The following is a 23,217-nucleotide window of genomic DNA, read 5'->3' as shown; positions in this document are numbered from 1 at the left end:
GGGCTGGGGCTGGGCGCTGCGCGCCCGCCGCTGCAGGCGAAACGGCAAGCCGTTCCGAAGAACTCGCGGACTCGGTCGAAGCGCTGCGCGCCTTCGCGGTTGCATCTGTTATTCGATCGCGCTCAATTTGCAATTTGCAATCGAGAATTTTTCGAGGGCGGTCGAACCGAAACCGGCTCGCCGATGCATGGTGTATTCAGCGAAACCGGTTTCGGATCAATCGCATTCAAGTCATTCGTTACGGGATCGCTCGGATTCTGCATCGAGCGCAGCGGGCCGAATCTGCTCCCACAGCGCCGGGTTGATTCCCGCGTTGTATGCGCGTTCGAGCAGCTGCCCCAAGGAATGATCGGGGGCGAGCCCACGGGCAACGTTCATTGCCTCCCGCGCCGGCACCGCCTCCCGTCCGATCCAGTAACTCAGCGAAGCGAGGACGAAGGCGGGGCCTGCCTCGCTGGCGGGCAACACCGCGCCAACCTGCCGCCACAGTTCGCCGAGGACTGCGGCGTTGGCTTCGGTGAAGTGAACGAACAGCACATCGCGCACGCGCACGTCAGAGGCGGCGGCTGCGAGCATCGCAGCGTGGTAATCCGATATCTCGATTCCGCGGTTGCCTGAATCGAGATACCCGGCGAGTACCTCGCGGTGGATGGTCTCTGCGGCCGAGATCGGCCCTACTGCCGGGAACGCCCCGCGTGCAGCCCGCATCATGTCCACCACACTCGCGGCGCGTTCGGCACCGAACTGTTCGGCAACGAAGCCCGCGCGGATTTGGGCGCGAGAGGCCAGACGTACCTGCCCCTCGAGCAACGCTCCGACCACGTAGGGGTGAGCCGTCAGGTCGACCGCCTCGCCGACCTCGTGCGGTCCCGCCAGTACCCCGTTCATCAAGTAGCGGCGCGCACGTCCCTCGTGGAACTGGAACACAGCAACGTCATCGCCCGAGAACTCGTGGAGAACGGCCATCGATGCCGCATCGGCGTGTGTGTCACTGCCGAACACGACCACCACGCGCGGTCCGGATAGATCACGCACGGGGTGACCGCTGGGCACCAGCAACGGGGCACCACCGATCGGCGCTTCCTCCCCCAGCGGGCAGGCCATGACGGCCCCGCCTGTCGAGTTTGGGGTGAACACCACCATTTCGTTCTCGGGAACGTAGCGGACCAGCATCACGGCCACGGCAACAGCATCAGCGGGTGAGGAGATACGAAAAACAGAGGACATCGGACAAACCCCTTTCAGGGCACAGGGGCAGATGGTCAGTCCGCCCGATCAACAGAACACCCACAATCTAGCCGAGACCACCGACAAGAACGGCTCACGCGCAACACATTTGGTCCCCGGCGCACTCGGTGCCGGGGACCGCACCGAGTGCGCCGGGGCTCGGTGGGGAAAGACAACAGGCCCGCCCATGTGTTTCGCTGGGCGAGCCTGTTGTCGAACGTCTAGGGAGAAGCGAAAGGATCAGAGCGACAAAGGCTCTCGCTCTAACTCCTCGGGAGCGGAGTCGGCTTCCGAGGCCCATCTAGGGCTCACGTCCATACCCGACCACACTTTCGGATCGGTGTCGAGCCGATCAGGAGACGTTCGGATCAGCACACACGCCAGCAGCCGACATTGCAAGACGCGCCACACCGTCGATGATCAACGTATGGCATCCGTTCGACGCTGCGGAGGTGACCGGCCCTGGTACCGCGTACACCGCCCGCCCGAGCCTGTGCACTTCCCTGGCCACAGACAGTGCACGTCCGCGTGACCCGGCCTCGGGCACCACTACCGCATCGGAGAGAGCCGCCAGCAGCGCGCCACTCCCGTTGAATCGTTCTCGTCGAGGCTCTGCACCGAACGAGTACTCGCTCACCACCACACCCTGTTCCGCGACGCGCTCGAGCAACCGAGCGTGACCGGACGGATACGCCCGATCCAAGCCGCACGGCATTACCGCTACCGGTCCTGCACCGACCCCCAACGCTGCCCGCAACACCGCTCCCTCGATCCCGAACCCGCTGCCCGACAGGACCGCCACCCCACGCATCGCCAGATCCCCGGCAAATTCCGACGCGACATGCTCGCCGTAAGCGGTCGCAGCCCGGGTGCCGGTGAGCGCCACCGCCGACACATCAGCACCGGGCAGCGCGCCCTGTCCACGAACCCACAGAGCGACCGGAGTCGATCCCTCCAGCCATCCGGCCATCCGCAGCCGCTGCGGCCACTCAGCGTCCGCAGGAGTGACCAATCGTGCTCCCAGCGTTGCCGCCGTCTCGAGGTCTGCCTCGGCACCTGAGTAGTCCCACGAGCGAGCCGTCGCACGCAACAAGTCCTCCGACACCTCCCGATGCCGCACAGCCTCGGCTGCAGCCTCCACGCCCGATAAGGACACCGCCAGATGCACCAACGAGCCCTGCCCCCGCGCCACGTGAGCGAGATACGCCCACGCAACACGCTCACGCCACACCATCTCGCTACCCGACACCGCGTTCTCGCTCGACACACCGCTCACGACGAAACCCTCCCAGGGCTAACACAAGGGCAGATGGTCAGTCCGCCCGATCAACAGAACAACTCGAACCTACCCCGACACACCGACAAAAACAGCACCTGACAAGCGAAAATGTCCCCGGCGCACCCGGTGCCGGGGACAGCGGGTGCGCCGGGCGGTAAGTTCACGAAGCGGCCAAAAGAGCAGACCGAAGTGTCCTGTTCGAGTGATACAAATACCGGAGCAGATCTCACGGGCCGCCGACGAAAAACGCACCAACCGCGACGTTCGAGAGGGAAGCTGCACACATGACCGAGCCCGAGCCATGGCGTCGAAGCAAGACGCCGGCCCCGCTCCCCTCGAATTCCGCCGACGCCCGAGCGATCAGCGAACTGACGGACCCGGAACTGGCTGCGATCATTCGTGACAACCTCCTGCCGCGCTCGAACACCGCCGGCGATACAGCCAATTGGCGTGCATTCTGGAACACCCTCACTTTCGATCCGCAGCTCAACGATCGCGCAAACGCGATCATCGATGTCTACGTCGAGCAAGCAGCAGCAGCGCTCGATACCGGCGAACTCGACGACGCCCAATACAAACGTGCCGGCAAGTTCCACGACCTGTGTATCCACGCCCTCGACAGGCTCGACAAGGTGGTCGACGACCCCCTGGCCTGGGCTGGTGCGCGAGCTGCCGGATTCAATCCACGCTCTCGTGAGGTCATCAACACCCTCGTGCAGGCCATCGCCGATCACCGAGACGACGGCGACGACGCCAAGCTCTGGGCGATTCTCGCCGAAGTTCGTTTGGATCCAGGCCATCGACGCCGGTAAGCGCTCCGCTCAACATGGCCGCCCGCGGAGCCTCTGACCGATGAGCTTCTGGGATTCACTTGCGGCCGGCCTCTCGGAGGAGCCGCCGCGACGGGTGATCGTGTCGACCAGAACGCTCAGGTCGGCGATCGAGGACACCTTGATCTATGGGTTCTCGCGAGCCGCCCTCGAAGTGGTCCTACCCGACGAACTCGACCTGACGTGGGCAGGTACAGGTACCCCGGTTGAGGCCGACACCAAGCGGTCGCTGATCGATGGTTACCTCGTAGGATTCGAGATCCCCCAGCTCGTCGCACTGGCGCGTCGCGTGCTTGCAGAATGCGACGTCGCGGACCACGGGCTCGCGGTGCTGATCGCAGAGTACGAAAAGGGCTCCAGCGGTGTCGATTCTCCCGCAAAGAACCTCATTTTCGCGGCCAATGGTCCCAAACCGGAGATGGTGCTCCGCGACGCGGTCAGCAACGACATCCTGATCACCAAGAATGCTGAGTTCTGCCTGGTCTACGACAGACCGATAACCGAGGCCGGCCTGTCCTTTCAGGAGCTGATTCAGTGGTGGCGTGAGCACCAAGCAATGGCAGACACGGACGATCGCGATGTCGGGCGGTCACTGTACAAACGGCTGCGAGAGAGCCTCGGTAAGAACGAACCCGAGCGGATGGTCTTGGACGTCTACTCACGTCGATACGGAGAGCACGGCTTCGGTATTCCCGCTCTGATCCCGCAGGTCTACCTCCACTACGACCCGTACACCAAGTATCAACGCAAGGGCAGCAGTCCCCTCGAACGCCAACGCATGGACTTCTTGCTGCTCTTCAGTGCAAGAAAACGCGTCGTCATCGAGGTCGACGGTCGTCAGCACTACGCCAACGAAGACGGCCGCGCCAGCACGCAGCTGTACGCCGAGATGGTCACCGAAGACCGACGTCTCCGGCTAGCGGGATACGAGGTCTATCGGTTCGGGGGCAAAGAGTTCGAGAGCCCCGACGCGCCGTCGATGCTCGCAGCATTCTTCGACGAACTGAGCTCGCGAATGAAGTAGACCGACGGGGAACTCATGCCGGGGCGAGGTATCGATCCTCCTCAGAGCCGATCTGGAGTTCGTCCTCGGCGGCTGCGATGACTGCGTCGACGACCTCAATGGGTAGCCCGGTCTTGGTGGCCACTGCAGCGTGCTCGTGGCCTTCGCTGGCCAGTTTCAGGACGTGGACACACAGAACGGCTGTTTCGGCCTCTGTGGAGCTGTTCGGGGCCGAGTGACGCTGGTCGGTGCTGTCGTCTACAGCTGATGCTTCGAGTCGGACCAGCTGGATCATCAGGTGCGTGGTGACCAGCAGCACCAGCGGCGGCGCAGCAGCGGCCAGCGCGGCCACGGTGAAGGTCGAGCTGTAGTCCACCATCGAGACGTGCACGATGTTGCCGGCCGTCGATGCGATCGACCCGAGAATCAGCAAGGCCCACGCGAACCAGCGGTGTGAGGCGTCGACGACGAGCATGAGTGTTGCGAGGATTACCATTCCGTCGAGCACCAGTGGCAGAACCCATCCCAGTGTTGCCGGGTATCCGCTGGCAGTAGCGAGCTGCCACAACGATATTCCGCTCTTTGTGAAGGCGCTGATACCGATCACCGCATTGCCGATCACCGCGCAACGTTTGATGGTTGTCAGATTCCTCATCAATGTCCTTCGCTGGTGGTGATCGAAAAGTGGCCGGCCGCTGCCGTCGGGCGTGCTAGATCGGCGTGCTTGAGGGTGGGTGTGTTCGACAGTCGGTAAATCGACCACAGGGCGGTGAATGCGATACACCCGCCGATCACTATCTGAGCCGCGGTGTAGTCACCATTGTTCGCAATGACGAATGCATTCCAAGCTGTATGGGCCAGAACGAGTCCCGTGAGACTGCGGAGTCGATAGTAGACGTAGACGGCCACAGCGCCCCATACGAACGCCGACAACGCTTGCCCTGTTCCCTGGTACAGATGGATGGAGGCTCGAAACAGAGCTGAGCTCGCGATGACGATGCCGAGCATCCACGGCTGGACGCGCCAGACCAGTCCGACGACCCCGAAGAGCAACAAGACCGGAAGCGCACTGAAGAACGGTTCCTCGGCCAAGCCGGCGACGAGAAGGTGCGCACTGTTCCACCATTGTGCCGGGTTGCCGTAGTCACTGGTGCGCGAAAGGTTTTCGGCATCCTCGGGGGACAGCAACGAGGCCATGCACAGGCCGATGGGGAACAATCCTGCACTCATCAGCGTCCGCGCTCGCCACGTCCCAGGGAAGCTGTTCGGTTCGGTCTCGTTCGGTTCGATGAACCGGCGCACCGCCGCGACGAGAGCGAGACCGGCAACTGCGGCGAAGAAGAGAATTAGGAAGCCAATTTGAGCGCCGGGCATCGTCGGCGGGGTCGACTCGGTGACTACCTCGGATCCGGTACCGAGATGCCTCTGAACCGAGACTAATGCCTCGAAAGGCCAACACACGACTAGGTAGGCGGCAGCAAGCCCGAGCGGAACAGCAGCGATATACAGGCTTGAGTTCCAGTTGTTGTTGCGATTCATCGCGATTCACTCTTTCTTTGACATTCTCTCGTCGCGGCGACACAGGACAGTCATGGGTGCGGATACGAGTACTGAGCGTGGGTACGGCGGTCGAGGCTGATCAGTTGTCGAGTAGGCCCGCACCGCGGGCAATAGCGGGTAGGTCGATCGGTGGTGCCCATGCGGCCCACACGCGGGTTCGGCCGAGCTCGACGACACGGTCGTCCGGATAGAGCCGCCATGGGCCGACGCGGTCGAGCAGTTCACCGACGAGGGCGTCGGCGTGGAAACGGGTGGGAACGGTGACGAAGTCATCGAGCGGGCCCCGCTTATGTAGTGCCGCGACGGGGCGTGGTGCGCCTCTGGCGATCGCTACCTGCCGCAGGTCCGGAGAGCCGTGGGGACGGAGGATCGCCACGACATGGGGGTCCAGCCATCGTCGCTCTCGCCATTCCTTGCGGACACCGCGGCCACGGGGAAGATCGAGCCCGGTCAAGACAGTTCGTGCATTGTCGAGGGTCTGCTGTTCGACACGTCGGATTTCAGGAAGGGGAAATTGAAGTTGCTGCAACCGGCGGACGGGAATGGCCGCTCGAGCGCGAGGTGAGCCCTGCAGCCAACGCTGAACGGTACGGCGAGTCACCCCGAATGCCGCTGCGACATAGTCGATATCGACACCACCGTTGACCAAGGGGCCGTAGCACGCGGTGAATGCGACCTCGAGCTGTCGTTTGGTCCACCGCGGCCGCTTCGGGTTCATGTCGCTCTAATGGAGTGGTCCGAGAAAGACGCCGTATCCCATTTTGGCCTGCACAGCCATGCTGACGAGGATCAGACCCGCCAACGCAGAAACGACGCGGGTCTTCCACTGCTGAGACTTGGTCTCGAACATGTCTTTCTGATCCCTCCTGCAGAGCGCTGCCGTGCGCGATTCCACCGATACCGTAGCGGTTGCACCGGACACTCCGAACACCTGAACTCGCAGACTCTTATGGTCAGACCGGGTCGATGGAGATGTTGTCGATGCTCTCGAAGGTCCATCCGTCGACGTACCGATCGCTGGCGTAGCCGCTGAGCCACTTCGAGAGCGCTTTGTCGCCGCCGCGTTCGTACGCCGACCACATCGACTCGACATCGGATGGCGACATACCACTCTGATCCGGGGGGATCTGGATGGAACGATTGCGAATGTAGAACCCTCCCCCACCGGCGACGCCTTGTCGGCCCTTGATCTGTACGCGCGCACCGTATTTGGCGATCGACTTGCCCTGTTTGCTCTCTCGGACAGCTTTGATGGCGGCGCGCCGGCCCTGTTGCGTCGTCGCTGCCTGCCGCGACTTGGTGGTGAGCTTGCTCAGAGTCTCGGCCTTCGGCTTCGAGATTCGCTGGCGTCCCTCGGCGGCAACCCAGCGTTCCACCGTACGACGTGAGACTCCGAGATCGCGCGCAGCTGCGGCAGTGTTCACCCCGCCCCGAGTGCCCGGGCCGTACGCGGCGAGGAGCATCCCACGCATGTCAGGGGTGGTGCCGGCCTTGCCGGAGACATCGGCACCACGCCTGCCCGTCAAGCCCTGGAACAGTGAGCTGCGTCGGCGTTCGTCTGCTTCCAGGTTCTCTTTGAAGCCAGCATGCTTGCGCCCGGCCATTGGCTATTCCCCCTTGCCTGTCGTGGCATCCCAGTTCATCGTCAGCGCTTCCTTGCCCTTGTAGCGGCCACCGACGAGGAACTCGAGATGATCGCCGAGTCGAGCGGAGCCCTCCCACTTGTATTGGCCGAACCCTCGACCGAGCTGCTTGTCCTCCCCAGGCCAGGACGCGATCGGATCCGGATCGTTGCTGGTGTAGAGAACCGTGTCGTTCGTGATGGCCACCGGCCACCGGTCGGAGACGGTGCCGATCTTGACGATGCGACGAGTGATGTTCGCCCGCGCTTTGGCGATGATGTGATGGCGTCGCTCAGGCGAGAAACCTGCTCGTCCGGTCATATGAACCGAGGACCCCATCTGGCCGATCGTGCGCGTGTAGACGCCCTTGAGCAGATCTCTGGCCAACTGAGCGTCGACGTCGTCGACGTCCAAAGCTGTTCGTGCGTCCCGGATTCGCTCGTACCACGGATCGAGTACTCGGCCATGTTCGTTCCACACGTAGGCCTCGACAGGTTCGAGCTCGTAGCCGAGTTCTCCGGCGACCTGCAGACTCGGTGTGGTCACCCACAGCAGGCCCGGCCGGCCGCCGAGAGGCATCAATGGATGTGGGATGCGCCAGTCCCCTGCCTCGGGAACCTCTACCCGCCAATAGCCCGGCAGCTTCTTGTCGAACGCTCGCCCGTCTGGATGATGAGTGGCCGATCCGATCGGCATCTCCAAACCGGCGATTCCCGCAGCATGCGAGCCTCCTCGGTCGTACGCGTGGACGTAGATCATCGATGTCTCGTCGCTGGTCGGTTTGCGGGACCATGCGTAATCGTCCTCGAGGGAGCTGATGGTGGCCGGGCCGACGGGAGTCTGTGCCCCGAACATCCGCTCGCGGTCCTTGAATCGAGTCGAGATCATCAGGTCGAAACCTGTGGACTGCGGGGTGATCACCCACGGCATCTTCAACGCGCTGGCGAACAGCGACAATCGACGCGCGAGTTTGCTCGGGGACGGTCGGTCTCCGAGAATAGGGATATCGCGTGGATCGGCGTTCATGCCGGCAGCCAGGACGACCCACACACCGCGGTGCTCGCCCTGGGTGCGCCACACACGGGTCCACGCACCGAGCCGGTCACCGGGCTTGCCCAGGGTCCAACCGTCGGCGATTGCATCTGTGACGAACGCTGTGCCGGCAGTGGCCTCGCCGACGTCTTTGCGTCGCTGCGACGGATCGTCGCTCAGCGTGCTCAGATCCACCCCGAACTTCTCGGTCATCGCCGCGGTCACCCAGATCTGTCCCGGTTCGCTCTGCCACGACGAAGTCTGAGTGCCCAGACGCAGCTCCTGCACCAGCGCGGCGACATGACCGACGTGAGAGATGTTCTGTGGCAAATTGATTCGACTTCCGTCGGGCATCCAAATGCCATCGACGTCCAGGACGGCGGCAGGGGCAGCGAACGGGTTGGCCGCGGTCTTCGCGGGAGCTGAACGCCGAGGCTGCGTGGTCTCGAGCGGCGCACTGGGTTGCGCAACCGTAGGAGCACTCGACTCGGCGGCCTCGGAAGCAGCTCGACGAGCAGGTTCGTTCGACGGCCGCGGGCCAGTGGAGGCGGGTGCAGGCGGCTTCGCTGCGGCTGCGGTATCGGCAACCAGTGCAGCGCGGGAGGCAGCTGTGCTTCCGAACCAGCACTGCGCGTGCAGAACGTGGCCATCGAAGCGAAGGCCCGAGCCCACTCCGCACTTCACGCACGGGACGCTCGGCGAAATATGTTCTGCCACAGCGATATGGCCCTCGGCATCGGGGTAGCTTCCCACTGGAATGTCCTCCTGTTCGGAGTTGTCAGACGTAGCTTCCGCGTCGTTGGCACGAGAGCTGCCCGTCGTCGATGAGGTGTCGCTGTTCGATACCGAGAACAACGTCGCGAGGTCGGCCACTGCGGAGGTCGAACCCGGAACGTCGCTCGGTGTCGTACCGTCCGGTGCATCGTCGGGTCCGCCATCAGCGTCGAAGATGCCGATCTGACCGTCGTCGGGGCCGTCGCCGAGGATCGCCCACAGACGGAGAGCGGTCATCCGCTGCCGCCGTTCCTCACAATGGATGGTGCGTTGGACGGTGTAACGGGGTGTCTTGCCTGCGCGTTCCTCGGCGATCAGAACTCCCTCGTCGTAGAGGGCCCGCAGCGCCGTGCCTCGATCGATCTGTGGAGCATCGGACATCGTCGATGCCGCGGCTTTCAGAACCTGTTCGAGGGCAGTCGATTCGATCAACAGCTGCGCTTCACCGTCGCGTGGTCCGGGGTCGGTGAGCACGTACCCCAACCGGATCCCGCGTGCGTCTTCGCGGTACTTCTTGACGTCCTGATAGTCCGAGACCAACGTCCGTCGCCACCCCAACCGGCCGGCGAGCGGGCGGTCGGGTGCTTCACCGGTACGAACGTCGTCGACGTAGGCCAACCCGGTACGCAGTGCGTGCGCAAGGAGCTCGCGCACCCGCGCCCCGGTACGTGAAGGCAGATCGGGATCGGCCGCAGCGACGACCGCGTCGTGCAATCCGCCGTCGACGACGTCGAGAACTTGCTCGACCTCATCGGCATCGAGCGCGCCGACATCGAGCAGAAAAGCGGTGAACGCCTGCCACCCTGCCCACACTGCACCGACCGCTTCGGCCTGGCGCACGGTCTCACCCTGCTCACGTAAGCCCTCGGCGTAGTGCGCGCCCTCGTTGAAGACCTTTTCCCGCAGTTCCTCGAGGCGGGGGCACAACCACTGCAGGAACGAGGCCATCAGCAGGGCGCGTCCATGTCGAGACTGCTCACTGTCGAGTCGAATCAGCTCGTCGAGTTCGATCTCGTCGGACTGCAACGGCACCACCAACATGCGCTGAGCGCCGGACCCTGGTCGAGGCATGACCTCGGAGGTCACCATCGCGGACGATCGGGGGGCGGTGCCGTCGAGGATGCTCAACCCGTCGCGACTGGAACGGCTCCGTTGTTCGCCGTTGTGGACCATGCGCGCGAACTCTTCGAGCGCTTTCTGTGCAGCCCCCCAGTCTCGTGTGGGAGCGACATCATCGGCCCAGTACAGCGCATCTTTCGACGAATTCAGTTTGATGCGAAGCGCATTGAGAGTGTCACCGTTACCTGACATCGACGATGCCGGCCGCCGACGATCCCACAGCTCACCGAAGTGATGCATCGCGATCGACGCGATCGAGGTCTTGTACGAACCGGGCGAACCAATGAGCGAAAGAACCCAGGGGTTGGGTCCCAAGGCCGCGCGAAAGACGTGCCCGAGCAACGGAGCAGCGATTCGCACCGGCAGACGCGTCAGCATCGATCCCGAATCGACCATGAAGGCATCACGCAATCGAGGTGCATCGGCGATCGGGCACGGCAGGTCGTAACGCGAGAGCGGTCCACTGAGCAGAACCGGCGCAACACGGGCACCGGCAGCACTGATAGCGCCACCCGCGTGCACGTAGAACCACTCGTCGTTTCGGTCCTTACGCCAACCGGTGGAACGGAATCGAACCGTCCGGGCAATCGTCACTCCACCCGCCACTTTCAGGGCGTCGCGAAGTTTGGCGATTCCAGAGGGTTTGGAGTCGTACGTCGGCGGCCCGGGAAGAGAATCCGCCCAGGTGCAGTCCCGATAGTCCTGTGCGTCCACCCGCATACGCATGAACTCGCCCGTATCGGGATGGGTGTACCCGATGACGACAGCGGAAAGCTGTTCGGGCGACGGCGGATTGGCTTCCCGCTGCCCGACGATATCTTCGCGTCCGAGCAGGGTCGGTGCGTCGACGTCGAGGCCGTCGTCCTGCGATTCGAGGTATTCCATCTCCACGATCCGAGCATCGATGCTGAGCACCATTTTGGCGGTCTGCTCGCCATCTCGGTTGGTGACGATTTCGACGAGGCTTCCCTCTACGACCCGATACGTCGGTGCAGATATCTGAGCGCCGCGGGTGGCCGCCCCGACCAGGTGCAGTCGGGGTCCGTCAGGGAGCGGATGTGTCGATTCACCGGCGTCGATGTGGCTGGATCCGGTCGCCGGCGGCACCGCGTCGTGCTCGTCCTCGTCGTGCAGCAGCGGTGGAATCGGAGTGCGCGAAATATCGTGTGCGGCACGGGCAGCCGTGCGGGCAGTACGCCACACAGCGGTAGCGGCATCGACCGCTTCTTGCGACCACTTCGTGCCCTCAGCGGCAGCGAAACTACGCACCGCATCGACGGCTTCGCTCAACGGCTCGAACAGGCGCTCCGCCTCGACGGCCCAGCGCCCAGCGAGGCGGATCTCGTCTGCGCACTCATCCTGGTGACCTGATACTCGCCCGCGCTCGGCACGCGCAGCCGCTTCCTGAGCCGCCTTTTCGACCTCGGCGGCCTTGCCGCGCAGCTTGGCCAGCGCAGCATGTGCCGCAACCTCACCGACATGGACGGGAATCAACCCGTTCCACATATCGTCCGGATCCCACAGCTGGGCCTCGACGTGATCTGTGAAGTCTGATTTGTCATCTGTTGTGCCGGGTAGCAGCAGTTGTACCTCGGCATCAACTGCGCCGAGCAGCGACGCCAGTTCGATGCCGCGCTCGTATCCTGCGGCGTCACGATCGAGCACAACGCGCACTGCGGCACCGGCGAACACCTCGGCGAGCTGTGGCGGAAAGTTCAGGCCACCCTGGGCATTCGTGGTCGCGCACAGACCGAGACGCATCGCGGTCTCGACATCCTTTTCGCCCTCGAGCAGCCACACCGGCTGGCCGGCCGACAGCGCCGCTTGCAGCTGCGGCATCGCGAACAGGACCGGAGTGAACACCGCAGGCTTACGTTTGACGTACGTGCGATTCGGACCGACGAACAACTGCCGGAATCGTTTGTGTTTGACGCCGCACGAGGTGCACTCCTCGCGGATGACCTCCTGCACCAATACGCTGTCGGCATCGGTGTAGGGATAGCGCGCAACTTCCGACCAAGAGTGCTCGACCTCGGGCTCCGGCATCGGACCGGCAATCCGAGCAGGCAGACGCCCCAGACGCCCACGTCGTTTGCCCGCTGCCCGTTGCTGCGGGGATCTACCGACACGCGGTGCGCTCGGATCCCGACTCGGCAAGGGTTCGTCGAACAGATCGGACACACCGATATCGAGACGCTCGGCGATTTCTGCGGCCGTCGCTGAGCAGCCATGGCACCGCAGCAGCACCATTCCAGAACCGTGGTGGCCCGGAGTCCAGGTGACAGACAGCGAAGCGTGACGGTCGTCGTGAACGGGGCATCTCGCCTGAAACTGGGTACTCGATGTGGCTTTGAAGCCGCCGAGCTGCTCGAGGCGTGGACGGATGTTGTCCATCGACCACATGTGGCCGCGGTTGGGAGTCGGTGACGTCACGACTCACCGCCGACACGTAGATGTACGACGCGCGCTGGGTTCGGAGCGCAAATCACGGCGAGGCAGGGGTACTGAGCTATGATGTCAATACACCTCCTGTCGTGTTCGTGGTTGTTCCCGGTGGGTGGTTGGAGCGGAGCGATTCGCTCACTTGTGAATCCGGAAGACCCCCCTTCTCGCCGCCAAGCACGAGGGGGGTTTTTCACTGTCTAGGGGTAGGTCATCACGCGCCCAGCTTGTACTGTGCGGGATCGATTCGATCTTGGATGTAATGCGGCATGGGTAGATCATGGTGCAGCGCCATGACATAGACGTAGTAGTCGCTGAGGTCGAGGCCAAGGGCGTCGGCCTCGTTTTTGTAATGCGCATACTGCGTGTCGGGCGTGCGCACCATTGCGGGTATGCGAGGGCCCTTCGACTCTCTCCCAGGTTTGCTTCCAGCCATGCGATCACATTAAACGGATTCGGTAACAGAAACAGGGAGGCCGCGACATCCGGTGTGTCGCCTGCCTGTCGTGCCACGTTCACATGTTCCTCCGCACCTCGTCCGTACCCGCCCTCGCACCACACATGACAGGTAGATCCGTCTCGATCTACCTCTGTGACAGAAGTGGCGAAATCTCTCGACATTGTCTCTGCGGCACCGGACACGACGAACACCCCAGCTCGTCGAACCGACCCGCTGCGCAAGCCCCTTCATCGATATACGCGTGACCTTGGCTCTTTTATGTGGGGAGCATGGGGAGCATGGAGATAAGGGCAGCTCAAAGGCAAAAAAACGCTCCCCACCGGAGTGGGGAGCATGGTGGGGAGCACGGTGGGGAGCCAGGAGCAAGACGCTCTGGCCCGGCGGATCAAGAGATCAGATAGTCCTCAACGACCGCAGCAATCAGCGCGCTTCGTGAGGGGATGAGCGGACTTGCTTCTACCTGCTCGTCTATCCATCGGGTCTGGGCTACCCACAGATGTGGACGCACCTCCACTCCCCCGCTCGCGACCTTCGGGCGGGCCAGACGCGGCATGCCACCGCGTGGCGATTCGACGGCGCGAGGGGCGAAGAGGCGAACCAAGGTTTCCGGGGTGTGCGCGGCGAAGGCATCCTCGACGATCTCGCCGTAGGACTTCTTCTCCCGCTGAGATCGCGTCTTCCAGGCCTCTTTGACCGTCGCGGGAACGTAGACCGCGATCGGGCGCACATCTTCATCACCGACAATCGCAGCCAACGGCTCCGCTGTAGCGGTGTCGGCCCCGGTTTCGGGTGTGGTGGCTACGTCCTCGGTTGCGGCAGTGCTGCCCCCGGAGGGCGAGGCAGATGTAGCAACCTCGGTCGGAGGCTCTGGTGCAGGTGCTACAGGAGCATCCGGTGCAGATGTCACGTCCGGAGCCTGTACGTGCGGCTCGTCGACGGCTCTTTCGGCAGCCACGTCGGTCGAGCGTGGTTCCACTGCGGCAGGCCTGGCGAGGGAACCCGTTCCATTGCGAGGGAAAATGTTGGCGAGGCCAGATCCACGGGGAGCGGGCTTGTCGAATTGGTCCGCCAGGCTGGGTCGCTTCTTGCGATCAGTGGTGCTCATGCGGGTGCTACCTCTTCTGCGTGATCGGCTTCGGCAGCAAGCTCGGCCAAGCGTTGCAAGACCTCAGCTGCTAGGGCCTCGTAGTCATCCGCCAACCCGGTTGCATCCCGAGAGAGCAGAAGGCTGGGTGGTTTCACCTTGTCCCTCAGCGCTTTCAACCGAGCCTTCTTTGCGCTAGCAGTAGCGCCTTCGAGTTCGTGAGCTAGGAGCCCATGCCGCCGCGCGTCGGCAGCGGCGCTCTCCATGTAGCGGATTGTCGTGCCGAAGATGGGGGCAATGGTGTCAGGAATGGCTTGCGTAATACTTTCCCTCACCTGGTCCTGGAGCCGTTGTGACCTACTGCCGACCGCAAACAGAAGCATGCCAGCCAATCTCAGTTGCGGATTGTGCTCCCGGGCACGCGCGAAGCGCTCGGCGACGCGGTCGAGGCCGTCGAGGCTGCCATCGTCGGCGCGAGTAGGGATGAGAACGGACGACGTGCAGTACAGCACCGCATCACCGATGATCACGTCGCCTGGCGGGGTATCGAAGAGAACAATGTCGTAGTCGGGAACGATCGGGGCAAGGACTTTGTGGAGGATCTGCCCCAGCGATTCGCCCCCGCGGCTGAGCCTGGAGAGCATCATGCCAGCAACGTCGACGAGCGCAGGACCAGCGGGAATGACGTCTAGACCGGGTCGGACGTCTTTGATGATCGGGGGTTGTCCGCCTGACATCAACGACATCAGAAGTTCTTCACCGGACTGCTTTTCGTAACCGAAATCGCGGGCCAGGTTGCCCTGAGGGTCGAACTCCCCGACGAGAACACGGTAGCCGGCAGCGGCGAACAGGCCTGCGAGGTTGGCAACAACCGTCGTCTTGCCCACTCCCCCTTTACCTTGGGTGACTGCGAGGGAATTTGATATTGCCATCGATAGAACCTTCCTTCCAGAGTCCTGGATCCGCGTGCATCTATTCGAGCGCTGCCGTGGAGAAGCGTGACCGGGAGGCGTTCACGGTGCCGAATCGGTACGTGCGAGCGGCTCGACTTGTCCCGCACGCTCTTGTGCGGGCGGATGCGCAGGTTGTCGTGCGTGGTTGTGTGCGCGAGAGTACGCCCAGTCACGCACGTCAGTCAACACGGTCTAAGTCGTGTAACACCATGCGTATCAATGCTCGCACTCTTACGCGGCAAAACACGCGCAATAAAACATGTAGTGCTGCGCCCTAGTAACAGCGTACCAATACGCACGTTAAGTCGCATATCAACACCCTTGTTAACACGTGAAGAAACACGGGCATTGATGTGCTGACCAAAACGGTAATTAACCCGCGTGTTGACGTGCGGAGTTATACCCGGTATTGCATGCGTAGTATTACGCGTATTAACCAACGGTGTAACAAGCGTATTTGTACGCCCTCAAACACGCGGTTTAGTACGCGATGAAACCAACGCTTTACTGTGCGAGGAGTACTACGAAGTGCTACGCCCATTGTGTTGGGATGATTGCCCGGTAGACGGTAACGGAGGTAGGGGAGCAGAGCACTGGGATGATGAACGGGATCGAGAGTGGGTAGTTATGTCGGATCAACAAAGCGTCGATATGTGCGAATCAGCGTGCGATTCGAGCTGCGATCATGGCCGCGACTCCCAATCCGCAGGCTCTGCTGGCTTCGCGAAGGCTCAAGCGAAGTGTTGAGGGGAGAGGTATCGGTAGGGGAGTGCGAGGATTGCTACGTAGTTCGACGCGAGCCTGGCACGAATTTCACATAAGACGCCAGGTCAACGGGGGACTGTTCGCGTTCCAATCAGCGTAGATCCGAATAGCTCTGACGCAGTCGGCGGCGGGGATCGCCAGGCTCTCCGCGGGTCGTTCGCTGTTCGGCTATCCGTTGTTCCAGACCGATCTTCGACGCCATTTGGGTGGCCCACAGCAGGGTGGCGTCAGGGACTGATTCTGAGAGTTCAACGGTGAGATCTACAAGGGTGTCTTCGAGCAGTGTCTCGGCGGCTCGGTAGAGGCTCCACAGGTGGCTCAATTCCCAACTAAGAATGAGGGGATTTCCGAACATCATGCGCTCACAGGAACGTTGAATGCGCCGGACTTGAGGGTTGCTCAGAGCTGTCGGATCGTGCGGGTCGGCCCAGGTCGCAAGGTAGCTGCTCTGCTCGCATGTCCACGGCAACAGCAGGAGCGCATCAGTCGCGAAAGTCCAGCTCTGCGTGTCGAGAACGTGTTGTGACTGTTTGAGGGCGCGGCCCAGGGCTCGCTGGCAGGTCGTGGTGTAGTCGGCGAGCGCTAGCCGACATCGCTCCAGTTGTGCCAGGTCGTGCACTGTGTGGAACTGGTCCTGTCCACGAGTGAATTCGGTGGCAACGAGCGCGGCCTCGGTGTCCCACCAGCGAAACTGGGACTGACGATGGAACTCGCGGTGCCATCGTAGGTCGTCGAGCGTTCGGGCTGCGACGCCGCTGCCTGGCGCGGTGGCGGTGTCGGAGAAGCTCATCGTTCAATGGTTGCAGGTAAATGGTGGTGTGTCACCACCCCTCTGGCATCAGTTCTATGACTGTGCCCACGGCCGAAGAGGTAGATGTGGTGGTTTTCCTGGTGAGCTCTGCATGGCGATCGGTTCAAGATCGTCGGTGAACGACGCTGCGTTGAAGAAACATTGGCGGCAGATTGTGGACACACATGAAAGCCATCAAATCAAATAGCACTGAGTCACGAGAACCACATCAGTCCGACATGAGTGTCAAACGATAACAAAATCGTGTTGTGATCACGTGGCAGTGATCATAATCCAACTTGTCTTGGAGTCAAGAGGCAGCGCCGAGTGCAGTTCGGTTGAGAGTCAGTCAACGGCCCGTAGAAGTTGCAGAGGACATTGCTTGCGGCACGGACCGTCAGGGGTCGGTGCCGCGCCGCGTTTGCTTCGGAACTGAACGAGTGCGCGATCGACTACCTTGTTACTGAAATGTTATGTACCGCGTGTTGATCACCACTGTTGTTGAGGTGGAGATAGCCTTTGTCCTGGTGGGGAGGGGATGGGGTCCTCTTGCGGGACGAACACGGGGTTCGTTTTGCAGGGTTCGGTTCGGATCGACGCTGTTCGCGGTGTCCGGGAGACCCGGTATATCTCGTACGTCGCACTCAAGCCTGCGACTCAGGTACACGGGGACATCGGAAGGATCGTGAGTGAGGACCGACAGCGCTGAGAGTGCGAACGTGCCGACATCTCCGCCTGCGCGACAGTCGCTCGGGGCAGCCTTCATGCCACCGCCGCCGGCCGGATCGATAAGTGCTATGTCAGCGGAGGTGGTGCAGTTGAGTTCAAACGAGGAGGAGACATCCTCTGGTGCAGCTGAATTGGGGCACGACGACACGATTGTGCCGTCGACGGTTCATCTTGCTGTCGGGGTTGCACACGGTCTGGCGAAGGAGAGCAAACGGACAGGGAGAACCCACGGCGAGGTGGTCATCACTGCTATCGAGGATGTCCACAGCGATCTCGAAAGCCTTCTGTTTCCGGGAGGCAAGGTCGGCGGAGGTCTGTTCCGCGCCAGGGGAGTAGGTGGGAAGCCGTCTGAGGGTAAGGCGGAGAAGAAGGGAGTCACGGTCGGGTTGTACGCCGATGACTGGGTGATCATCGATCAACTGAAAGACCAGTTCAAGGCCCGTTCCCGCAGCCACCTCATCGGAACTGCCCTCAAAGCACATCTCGGCCTCGACGCCACGACACAAACGGAAAGTGACTGAGCTATGCCCATGTTCGGCAATCTCAAAGAAAAGACATCGACCGCCACAGTGGGGGAGCCGCGCAGCGCAAGAGAGGCATCTCCTAAGCCGGGCCATGACTTCACCGAAGTCGTATCCACCACCAAAGTGCGCCGTCGACGGTCGTACTGGATCGCGGGAGTCGCCTTGATGACCGTCGCAATCGTAGGAGCGGTCTTTTTGGTGAACGCCATGCGCGCCACCACGACAATTCTGGTGCTCGCCCGCGACGTGCCACAGGGGGAGACGATCACCACCGACGACCTCAAAACCGCAGAGGTCAACAGCGATGCGACCATCGCGACCGTTCCTGCCACAGACAAAGCATCGGTCGTGGGCCAGAGCGCAGCAGTTCCGCTCCTGAGCGGATCGGCACTGAACCCATCGTCGTTCACCAACGCCGTAATCCCCAGCGGGGACAACACTTTGGTCGGCATCACCGTCGCAATCAGCAAACTTCCCGCAGAGCCACTGCTCGCAGGCGACAACGTCCGGATCGTCGACACTCCCCGAGATCAAGACGATTCCCCGGTGCAGGGTCCGGTCACCGCGAACGCACAGGTCGTTGCCGTGAAGGACATCCCCGAGACCGGACAGACGACAGTGGACGTTCTGGTCAAGAAAGACGAGGCCAGCTGGATCGCCGCCCGAGCCGCCACCAACCGCGTCGCCATCGTCCTCGACTCCCGGGAGCGCTGAGCCATGCTCGTCACCCTGACCTCGATCTCCGGCTCGCCAGGCGTCTCGACGACCGGCCTGGGCATCGCTCTCACCGCAGACTCCCGCAAGCTGCTGTACATCGAGGCCGATCCGATCGGATCGTCCCCGACGCTGGCCGGGTACTTTCACGCGCGCCGCCGGCACGACCGATCGATCATCCAACTGGTCGAGCCGAACAGGCACGGCCGAATAGGCCCAGCCTTCCAGCACCAAATAGTTAGAATCGGGCCGTTCGATCCAGAGGAGCCGACCAAGGCGCAAGGATGGTTCGTCCCCGGCCTGGTCAATGCAGCTCAAACGGAATCGATGAAGTCGACGTGGGGCCCGTTGGGGGCACATCTGGCGTTGTTGTCGAAACAGGGCGGCGGTGACCTGCTCGTCGACGCCGGTCGCCTCAATCTACGGTCCGGACATCAAGACCTGATCCGTCACAGTGACGTTATCGCCATAATGCTCAGACCGACCAGGACCGCAGTGGCAGCGGTTCGTGCTGGCTTGGGCCCACTACAGCAGCATCTGGAGAATACGAAGTCGCCGGCCAGCATCGGCCTCATTGTCAGGGGTACCGAGCCCTACAGCGCAGCCGAGACCGCCGCGGCGACCGGCCTCGACGTCATCGCAGTCCTTCCCGAATCACCGGTACACGCGCAAGTTTTTTCCGAAGGTGCCTCGCTCAGTAATTGGCGGCGACGTCGATCAAGCTATCTACGCGCAATCGACGGAACCTGGCAAAAGATCGAGCGCTTCCACGAAACGCACCAGCCCGTATGGATCGCCAACTCGCCATACAGCTCACAGCCCGCGTAACGAGCCGACAAGGCCAAAGGGAGAACACCCGCATGACCAACAACGCCCCCGACTTCGACTACGACGAGCGACCAGCCCTACCCGACCTACCGATGTTTGCCGCCGATCCGATCATCCTCGACGATGGCGACAACGAGATAACTCGTTACAGGAGCGGGCAATACGGCTCCTCATCTGCAGGTCTGCTCGCCGCAGCCGGCAAGGACGGTCGCCACTCCCACCCGGAACCCGAGCGACTCGAGACGGTCCCGTTCACATCGCCATCACCATTTCCAGCTGAGCGGTCGGACGTCGCGAGGACCAACCACCAATTGGTCAAGCAACTGACCAAAGAAGCATCCGAAATCCTCTCTCTCCGTAAGACCCAACGAGCAGATCAGGCCCTCAACCCTGAGCTGGGCGTCACTGCCATGACCCCGGACGAGGAGCGTGAGTCGGGCAGGCAGATCGTCATAGATCTCGTCAGCAAAGAAGTGCAGTCCGCGATCGACACCGGTCACGAACAGCTGAGCGTCCAAGAGGAACAGACGCTGGTCAAAGCGGTCTTCGACACGCTGTTCGGACTCGGCCCACTTCAGCCGCTCGTCGACGACCCGAACGTCGAGAACATCCTCATCAACGGCGACAGCGTCATTGTGATGTACCCCGACGGGAGTCTGCAGGCACGACCGCCGATCGCGGACAGCGACGAAGAGCTCTACGACTGGCTCACCAACCTCGCGCAGCGCGCACCCGGTGGTGGACGACCGTTCTCGCAGGTCAACCCCAACCTCCGCCTCAATCTGCCCGGCGACATCCGCTTGTCCGCGATGGGCTACTCGGTCCGCCATCCCAGTATCGCCATCCGCATGCACCGCCACAAGGATGTGACCATCGACAAGATGGTCGAAATGGGTGTTATGCCCCAACTGTTGTCCGAGATCCTCAGCGCCGCAGTCATCGGTGGTGCCTCCATCGTGATCTCCGGGCCCATGGGATCAGGTAAAACAACCAACCTTCGTGCGCTCGCCAACTGCCTTCCCCTGCAAACACGGATCGGCACAGCAGAGACAGAGTACGAACTGTTCCTCGACAAACTCGACGGTCGCAGACCGTATGTTGTTGCAGCCGAGGCAATCACCGGCGGCGGCGAACGAAACGAGCTGACCGGAGCGCTACGCGGCGCGACGACGCTGTCCGACATCCTTTACCAGTTCGTGCGAATGCAGCTCGACCGTGTCATCGTCGGAGAGGTAGCCGGCGGCGAGATCATCGACATGTTCAAAGCAATGCAGATGGCCAAAGGCTCCCTGAGTACCACGCACGCCGAGCATGCCGCCGGCGCGATCGACCGCCTCGTCACCTGCGCCCTCGAAGCAGGAGTGCCGGTCGAGTACGCCTACCGCCAAGTGGCACACCACATCAATCTGATCATTCAGCTGCAGACGGACTACGAATTTACCGACACCGGCGAGAGGCGTCAGGTCCGATTCGTCAGCGAGGTCATCCATATCGAGGCCGGCGAAAACGCCATGCCCGCAGTAACCAAAATTTACGAAGGAAAGCCGGGCGGGACCGGCGAATACGGAACTTTGCCCCCAGCTTTGCTCCGCAAGCTCTACGCAGGCGGTTTCAGTCCGAACCAAATCCCCATCAACACGATCACAGGTGGTGGGCTCTGATGTACACGTTCACGGCCGTCGGTATCGTCCTTGTCTTTGCCGCCGGGATGTGGTTTTTTGCCAACGGAATTCGCGATCGCCGCGACCCGACTGCGCCGACACGCCACCGCACCTCACGTGCGCGGATTGCCCGGCGGACAAAATTACTCCTCGCCATCGGAACTGCCGTCGGCCTTGCTGCATGGCTCCTCAGTGGATGGTTCGTACTCTTCCCCATCATTCCGATCGCAGCAGTAGGCGTCCCCTACCTACTCGGATCGTCAGCCGCCGCCGACGACATCGAACGCCTCAATGCCCTCGAAGAATGGGTGCGCAACCTGACTGGAGTGCTCGCAGCAGGATCCGGCCTCGAACAGGCCATCATCGCAACGCACAGGGGAATGCCTCAAGCATTGCGTCCGGAAATTACGAGCCTCATCACGCGCCTGCGTGGCAATGTGTCGATCGACGAAGCGTTGCTTCGGTTCGCAGACGATCTCGACGATTCCACCGGCGACTACGTGGTCGGTGCACTGCGGCAGGCAGCTCGCCTGCGCGGCTCCGGACTCACCGCAGCCTTGAAGCGACTTTCAGAATCGGTGGCAGAGAACGTGCGCAACCGCAGAACGGCCGAAGCGGAACGGCAAGGGCCCCGCACGACCGCTCGCGGGGTCACCGTCATCACCGTCGTTGTCATCGTTGGGTTGTTCCTGTTCACCAACTACATGGACCCGTACAAACAGCCCCTCCTCCAGCCCGTTCTGTTCCTCGAATTCATCGGTTTCGGCCTGGTGCTCGGGTGGATGAAGCGATACACCTTGCCAGTGAAATACCCCAGGTTCATCGGCACCAAGGACCGCGACGCAGCAAACACCGCACGTGAGAGGAGCGCAGTATGAACAACTTCGAGCTCTGGGCGATCGCCCTTGCCGCTCTCGCCGCTCTCGGCTTGATCCTCCTCGTTCTCCGCATACTGCCGGCCGACCCAGCACTCGGCGATGCCATGGAACGACTGTCCGGTGCAGCCCCGGACCCGTACACCGTCGACACCCGCGGCGGTGACGACCTCACCGGTTCGGATGCCCTGTCCTACAAGGTCGGTGCCCGCTTCTACCCGCGGCTGCGATCGCAGGCGTGGTTCAGGATCCCGACCGCGGACCTGGCGATCCTCCGAGAAACTCCACAAAAGTTCATCGGAGACAAAATCCTTTCCGCTGCAATAGGTCTGATCATCGCGCCGATTTCGATCGCACTCCTGGCGCTGTTCGGCATGGCAGTGCCCCTGACTTTTCCCGTAGCCGGTTCCCTCGTCCTGGCGCTGGTGGGATTCTTCGCGCCCGACGCCGACGTCAAGACTCGCGCCGCTAGTGCCCGACTCGAATTCACCCGAGCATTGGCGGCGTTCATCGACTTCGTTTCGTTGAACCGAAGTGGCGGCGTCGCTGCATTCCAAAGTCTCGAACGCGCTGCCGCAGTGGGCGATAGCTGGGTGTTTCTACGTCTGGATGCCGAGCTTCAGAAAGCGTCCCTCGCCGGACAGGCACCATGGGCTGCTCTGTCCAATCTTGCAGCCGAACTGGCGCTGCCGGAGTTGGGAGATCTCGCGGACATCATGACCTATACCGGCGACCAGGGAGCGAGCGTGGCCGACACTCTTGCCGCGCGGGCCGGAGCGCTCCGCAGTGCCCTGCTCTCGAAAGAACAAGGCGAAGCAGGAGCCAAAACGAAGAAGATGGACGCACCTCTCGGCACCTTGGCCGTGCTGTTCATGATCATGCTGATCGTGCCGGCCGGAGTGAACATCATGGGCGGCGTCTAGACCGAACAACCCGAATGCGTTGT

Annotated in this window: 20 protein-coding genes; 8 read left to right on the top strand and 12 right to left on the bottom strand. The window is 62.3% G+C overall.

From position 1 onward, the window contains the following. Positions 1-231 precede the first annotated feature (231 nt). Both CH283_RS19405 and CH283_RS19400 read right to left on the bottom strand, forming a co-directional pair. Positions 232-1,227, bottom strand: coding sequence for a DUF4192 family protein (locus CH283_RS19405; protein ID WP_015586055.1), 996 nt, complete (start codon positions 1,225-1,227; stop codon positions 232-234). Positions 1,228-1,579: 352 nt separating this feature from the next. After that, positions 1,580-2,503, bottom strand: coding sequence for a DNA processing protein DprA (locus tag CH283_RS19400; RefSeq protein WP_052047799.1), 924 nt, complete (start codon positions 2,501-2,503; stop codon positions 1,580-1,582). Between the two features lie 287 nt (positions 2,504-2,790). Here CH283_RS19400 and CH283_RS19395 point away from each other — a divergent pair, with 287 nt between their 5' ends. Both CH283_RS19395 and CH283_RS19390 read left to right on the top strand, forming a co-directional pair. Continuing rightward, positions 2,791-3,318, top strand: coding sequence for a hypothetical protein (locus tag CH283_RS19395; RefSeq protein ID WP_015586057.1), 528 nt, complete (start codon positions 2,791-2,793; stop codon positions 3,316-3,318). Positions 3,319-3,358: 40 nt separating this feature from the next. Further along, on the top strand, positions 3,359-4,360 hold the full coding sequence (locus CH283_RS19390; RefSeq protein ID WP_072692241.1) for a hypothetical protein: 1,002 nt from the start codon (positions 3,359-3,361) through the stop codon (positions 4,358-4,360). 13 nt (positions 4,361-4,373) lie between these two features. Here the strand turns inward: CH283_RS19390 and CH283_RS19385 are convergent, their stop codons facing one another. From CH283_RS19385 to CH283_RS19345, 10 genes are all read right to left on the bottom strand, one after another. Continuing rightward, on the bottom strand, positions 4,374-4,994 hold the full coding sequence (locus tag CH283_RS19385; RefSeq protein WP_015586059.1) for a DUF2637 domain-containing protein: 621 nt from the start codon (positions 4,992-4,994) through the stop codon (positions 4,374-4,376). After that, a complete protein-coding gene (locus CH283_RS19380; protein ID WP_015586060.1) occupies positions 4,994-5,878 on the bottom strand; it encodes a CPBP family intramembrane glutamic endopeptidase in 885 nt (294 codons plus the stop codon). The genes CH283_RS19385 and CH283_RS19380 overlap by 1 nt, the downstream gene beginning before the upstream one ends. 100 nt (positions 5,879-5,978) lie before the next feature. Further along, the gene (locus tag CH283_RS19375; protein WP_015586061.1) at positions 5,979-6,617 is read right to left on the bottom strand and encodes a hypothetical protein; all 639 of its coding nucleotides are present in this window, start codon (positions 6,615-6,617) and stop codon (positions 5,979-5,981) included. A 6-nt stretch (positions 6,618-6,623) separates the two neighbouring features. Continuing rightward, a complete protein-coding gene (locus CH283_RS28840) occupies positions 6,624-6,749 on the bottom strand; it encodes a hypothetical protein (protein ID WP_254924250.1) in 126 nt (41 codons plus the stop codon). Positions 6,750-6,852: 103 nt separating this feature from the next. Then, a complete protein-coding gene (locus CH283_RS19365; protein WP_015586063.1) occupies positions 6,853-7,503 on the bottom strand; it encodes a helix-turn-helix domain-containing protein in 651 nt (216 codons plus the stop codon). Positions 7,504-7,506: 3 nt separating this feature from the next. Further along, positions 7,507-12,879, bottom strand: a complete 5,373-nt coding sequence (locus CH283_RS19360; RefSeq protein ID WP_032364989.1) for a telomere-binding protein — start codon at positions 12,877-12,879, stop codon at positions 7,507-7,509. 223 nt (positions 12,880-13,102) lie between these two features. Further along, entirely contained in the window at positions 13,103-13,273 is a 171-nt protein-coding gene (locus CH283_RS28395; protein ID WP_015586065.1) for a hypothetical protein, read from the bottom strand. Between the two features lie 460 nt (positions 13,274-13,733). After that, positions 13,734-14,453 (bottom strand): hypothetical protein, encoded by a 720-nt coding sequence (locus tag CH283_RS19355; protein WP_032364990.1) that lies wholly within the window; start codon positions 14,451-14,453, stop codon positions 13,734-13,736. Continuing rightward, entirely contained in the window at positions 14,450-15,364 is a 915-nt protein-coding gene (locus tag CH283_RS19350) for a ParA family protein (RefSeq protein WP_015586067.1), read from the bottom strand. The genes CH283_RS19355 and CH283_RS19350 overlap by 4 nt, the downstream gene beginning before the upstream one ends. An 877-nt stretch (positions 15,365-16,241) precedes the next feature. After that, positions 16,242-16,940, bottom strand: coding sequence for a hypothetical protein (locus tag CH283_RS19345; RefSeq protein WP_015586069.1), 699 nt, complete (start codon positions 16,938-16,940; stop codon positions 16,242-16,244). A 689-nt stretch (positions 16,941-17,629) separates the two neighbouring features. Between CH283_RS19345 and CH283_RS19340 the strand changes: the two genes are divergently transcribed. The 6 genes from CH283_RS19340 (at position 17,630) to CH283_RS19315 (ending at position 23,194) form a co-directional block, all read left to right on the top strand. Then, on the top strand, positions 17,630-18,190 hold the full coding sequence (locus tag CH283_RS19340; protein ID WP_139278540.1) for a hypothetical protein: 561 nt from the start codon (positions 17,630-17,632) through the stop codon (positions 18,188-18,190). A gap of 168 nt (positions 18,191-18,358) precedes the next feature. Further along, positions 18,359-18,907, top strand: a complete 549-nt coding sequence (locus tag CH283_RS19335) for an SAF domain-containing protein (protein WP_254924251.1) — start codon at positions 18,359-18,361, stop codon at positions 18,905-18,907. A 3-nt stretch (positions 18,908-18,910) separates the two neighbouring features. Continuing rightward, the gene (locus tag CH283_RS19330) at positions 18,911-19,735 is read left to right on the top strand and encodes a hypothetical protein (protein ID WP_015586073.1); all 825 of its coding nucleotides are present in this window, start codon (positions 18,911-18,913) and stop codon (positions 19,733-19,735) included. Positions 19,736-19,767: 32 nt separating this feature from the next. Beyond that, complete coding sequence (locus tag CH283_RS19325) at positions 19,768-21,396, top strand: CpaF family protein (protein ID WP_015586074.1); 1,629 nt, start codon at positions 19,768-19,770, stop codon at positions 21,394-21,396. Then, a complete protein-coding gene (locus CH283_RS19320; RefSeq protein ID WP_052047795.1) occupies positions 21,396-22,274 on the top strand; it encodes a type II secretion system F family protein in 879 nt (292 codons plus the stop codon). Before CH283_RS19325 ends, CH283_RS19320 begins: the two co-directional genes overlap by 1 nt. Then, the gene (locus tag CH283_RS19315; protein WP_032364991.1) at positions 22,271-23,194 is read left to right on the top strand and encodes a type II secretion system F family protein; all 924 of its coding nucleotides are present in this window, start codon (positions 22,271-22,273) and stop codon (positions 23,192-23,194) included. Before CH283_RS19320 ends, CH283_RS19315 begins: the two co-directional genes overlap by 4 nt. The last annotated feature ends 23 nt before the right edge of the window (positions 23,195-23,217 follow it).

Origin of the sequence: Rhodococcus sp. 05-2254-2 (assembly GCF_002259095.1) — a bacterium.
Lineage (GTDB): Bacteria > Actinomycetota > Actinomycetes > Mycobacteriales > Mycobacteriaceae > Rhodococcoides.
The sequence above is the reverse complement of the archived record's forward strand: the minus strand, read 5'-3'. Positions and strand labels throughout refer to the sequence as shown.

Bases quoted from the DNA above. Each gene is read 5' to 3' on its own strand.
- CH283_RS19375 (WP_015586061.1), bottom strand. From the start codon at position 6,617: ATGAACCCGAAGCGGCCGCGGTGGACCAAACGACAGCTCGAGGTCGCA.
- CH283_RS19315 (WP_032364991.1), top strand. From the start codon at position 22,271: ATGAACAACTTCGAGCTCTGGGCGATCGCCCTTGCCGCTCTCGCCGCT.
- CH283_RS19355 (WP_032364990.1), bottom strand. From the start codon at position 14,453: ATGAGCACCACTGATCGCAAGAAGCGACCCAGCCTGGCGGACCAATTC.
- CH283_RS19330 (WP_015586073.1), top strand. From the start codon at position 18,911: ATGCTCGTCACCCTGACCTCGATCTCCGGCTCGCCAGGCGTCTCGACG.
- CH283_RS19395 (WP_015586057.1), top strand. From the start codon at position 2,791: ATGACCGAGCCCGAGCCATGGCGTCGAAGCAAGACGCCGGCCCCGCTC.
- CH283_RS19335 (WP_254924251.1), top strand. From the start codon at position 18,359: ATGACCGTCGCAATCGTAGGAGCGGTCTTTTTGGTGAACGCCATGCGC.
- CH283_RS19390 (WP_072692241.1), top strand. From the start codon at position 3,359: ATGAGCTTCTGGGATTCACTTGCGGCCGGCCTCTCGGAGGAGCCGCCG.
- CH283_RS19365 (WP_015586063.1), bottom strand. From the start codon at position 7,503: ATGGCCGGGCGCAAGCATGCTGGCTTCAAAGAGAACCTGGAAGCAGAC.
- CH283_RS28840 (WP_254924250.1), bottom strand. From the start codon at position 6,749: ATGTTCGAGACCAAGTCTCAGCAGTGGAAGACCCGCGTCGTTTCTGCG.
- CH283_RS19380 (WP_015586060.1), bottom strand. From the start codon at position 5,878: ATGAATCGCAACAACAACTGGAACTCAAGCCTGTATATCGCTGCTGTT.
- CH283_RS19325 (WP_015586074.1), top strand. From the start codon at position 19,768: ATGACCAACAACGCCCCCGACTTCGACTACGACGAGCGACCAGCCCTA.
- CH283_RS19320 (WP_052047795.1), top strand. From the start codon at position 21,396: ATGTACACGTTCACGGCCGTCGGTATCGTCCTTGTCTTTGCCGCCGGG.
- CH283_RS19350 (WP_015586067.1), bottom strand. From the start codon at position 15,364: ATGGCAATATCAAATTCCCTCGCAGTCACCCAAGGTAAAGGGGGAGTG.
- CH283_RS19385 (WP_015586059.1), bottom strand. From the start codon at position 4,994: ATGAGGAATCTGACAACCATCAAACGTTGCGCGGTGATCGGCAATGCG.
- CH283_RS19345 (WP_015586069.1), bottom strand. From the start codon at position 16,940: ATGAGCTTCTCCGACACCGCCACCGCGCCAGGCAGCGGCGTCGCAGCC.
- CH283_RS19405 (WP_015586055.1), bottom strand. From the start codon at position 1,227: ATGTCCTCTGTTTTTCGTATCTCCTCACCCGCTGATGCTGTTGCCGTG.
- CH283_RS28395 (WP_015586065.1), bottom strand. From the start codon at position 13,273: ATGGTGCGCACGCCCGACACGCAGTATGCGCATTACAAAAACGAGGCC.